The organism is Elioraea sp. Yellowstone (assembly GCF_006704265.1).
Classification (GTDB): Bacteria; Pseudomonadota; Alphaproteobacteria; order Acetobacterales; family Acetobacteraceae; genus Elioraea.
On sequence record NZ_VIKA01000260.1, the window covers coordinates 1 to 2214 of the forward strand.

At 78.1% G+C, this 2214-nt stretch carries 3 protein-coding genes and 1 pseudogene; all 4 read right to left on the reverse strand.

Annotation, left to right across the window (positions count from 1 at the left end; genetic code table 11):
* The coding region (locus FK498_RS18460; RefSeq protein WP_202614932.1) for a hypothetical protein at positions 1-250 on the reverse strand (250 nt) is incomplete at its 3' end.
* Positions 247-969 carry an ABC transporter ATP-binding protein gene (locus FK498_RS18465; RefSeq protein ID WP_141857138.1) on the reverse strand — a complete coding sequence of 241 codons (723 nt, stop codon included), beginning with the start codon at positions 967-969 and terminating at the stop codon, positions 247-249. The genes FK498_RS18465 and FK498_RS18460, both read right to left, overlap by 4 nt.
* Positions 966-1898 (reverse strand): iron chelate uptake ABC transporter family permease subunit, encoded by a 933-nt coding sequence (locus tag FK498_RS18470; protein WP_141857140.1) that lies wholly within the window; start codon positions 1896-1898, stop codon positions 966-968. Before FK498_RS18470 ends, FK498_RS18465 begins: the two co-directional genes overlap by 4 nt.
* Positions 1895-2214, reverse strand: a pseudogene (locus tag FK498_RS19580) (ABC transporter substrate-binding protein); the annotation flags it as partial. The pseudogene FK498_RS19580 and the gene FK498_RS18470, both read right to left, overlap by 4 nt.

Genomic DNA, 2214 nt, shown 5'->3' on the forward strand with positions numbered 1-2214 from the left:
GGGCAGGCCCGGCGGCGACCCCGGGGGTCGTCTCGGCCGCAGGTTCGGTCGCCGGCGGTGTCGGCGGCGCGGGATCCGCCGCCTTGCCGATGCGCACGCCATCGCCCCCGGCGGAGAACACGACCGCGATCGCGACGCCCTGCTCGGGTGGCTCCTCGGGTGCTGCGGGCGGCAGCGCGGCCAGCAGCCCCGCCACCGCGGCATGGAGCGCGGCGGAGAGGCCGACCGCGAGGCCGAGCCGCGCGCTCATGCCGGCAGGACCGCCAGGCCCGTGCCGATGCGCACGCCGAACACGCGCCCCACCACCGCGTCGGCCATGACCGAATCGGGAGGGCCGTCGGCGACCAGGCGGCCGGCCTCGAGCAGTGCCACGCGGTCGGCGAAACGCGCGGCGAGGGCGAGGTCGTGCAGCACGACGACCACCGCCCGGCCGGCGGCCGCTTGCGCGCGCAGCAGCCGCATCACCGCGAAGCCCTGCGCCGGGTCGAGATCGGCGCAGGGCTCGTCGAGCAGCATCACGTCGGGGGCGGTGGCGAGCACGCGTGCGATCATGGCCCGCCGCACCTCGCCGCCCGAAAGCCGGTCGATCCGCCTGTCGGCCATGTGATCGAGCCCGAGGGCTGCGAGCGCGGCCGCGACCGGGGCCTCGGCCGCATCGCTGTGCGGCAGGCGGCCGAGCGCGGCGATCTCGCGCACCGTCATGCCCCAGGCGGCGCGCGCACCCTGCTCCAGCCAGGCGATGCGGCGCGCGCGCCCGCGGGGGGAAAGGGCGGCGAGCGGCGTGCCGTCCAGCGTCGCCCGACCGGCATCCGGCCGGAGCAGGCCGGCGAGCGCGCGCAGCAGCGTCGACTTGCCCGCGCCGTTCGGGCCGACCAGCGCGACCAGCTCGCCGGCCCGGACCTTGAGCGACACGCCGTCCAGCACCGCGCGACCGCCGAGCCGCACGATCAGCTCCTCGGCGGCGATCACGCCACCCTCCCGTGGCGCAGCGCGAGATGGAGCAGGAGCGGGGCGCCGATCAGCGCGGTCAGCACGCCGAGCCGGAGTTCCTGCTGCAAGGGCACCAGGCGCACCGCGATGTCGGCGGCGAGCACCAGGGCGGCACCCGCAAGCGCGGAGGGCCAGAGCAGCGTGCTCGGCCGCTCGCCCGCGCCGAAGCGGACGAGGTTCGGCACGATCAGCCCGACGAAGCCGACCCCGCCCGCGACCGCCGTGCCGCCGCCGACCGCGAGTGCAGCGCCGAGGGCGGCGAGCCGCATGGTGGACGCGACCGACACGCCCAGGCTCGCGGCGGTGGTCTCGCCGAGGGCGAGCGCATCGAGCCGCGGCCCGAGCGGCAGCAGCAGCGCCGTACCCGCGAGCACCACGGGTGCCGCGAGCGCGGCGTCGCGCCAGGCGCGATCCTCCAGGCTGCCGAGCAGCCAGATCGTGATCTCGGCCAGCGCGAACGGGTTGGGTGCGAAGGAGAGCGCCATTGCCACCGCGGCCGAGGCGATCGCCGCCACCGCGATGCCGGCGAGGATCAGCGCCGCCCCCGTGCCTGCGCGCGCAGCCAGCGCGAACACCAGCGCGGCGGCCGCGAGCGCGCCGGCGAGCCCGCCGAGCGGCAGGGCGAGCGGTAAGGCCGCGGCGAGCCCCCAGTAATACGCCAGCACCGCCCCGAGGCTCGCCCCGCCCGTGACGCCGAGCAGGCCGGGATCGGCGAGGCGGTTGCGCATGAGCCCCTGCATCACCGCGCCGGCCAGCCCCAGCCCCCCGCCAACCAGCACCGCCAGCACGGTGCGCGGCGCGCGCACCTCCCACAGGATCACGGGGTCGGGCACGCCGAGCCCGGCCGCGCCAACCAGCAGCGAGGCGGCGGCGAGCACCGCTGCGAGCAACCCGAGCGCCGCCGTCATCGCGCGAGCGCTGCGGCCGCGCGCACGGTCTGCGGACCGCCGCAGGCAAGCCAGGCGGGATCGATCCGCGCGCGCGGGATCGCGGCGCGGGCGAGCGCCGGGTGCTCCAGCAGCGCCTCGGAGAGCGAGGGCGGGCCGGCGGCGGGTGCGGTGACGAGCAGGTCGGGCGGGTCGGCGAGCAGGCGCTCCAGGGAGACGAAGCCGTAGCCCGCGAAGGGGGCTGCGTTGACGAGGCCGGCCGCGCGCAGCACGGCGTCGGCCAGGGTGCCGCGGCCGGGGACGAAGCCGCGCGCCTGCCAGACGAGCGCGCGTCTGG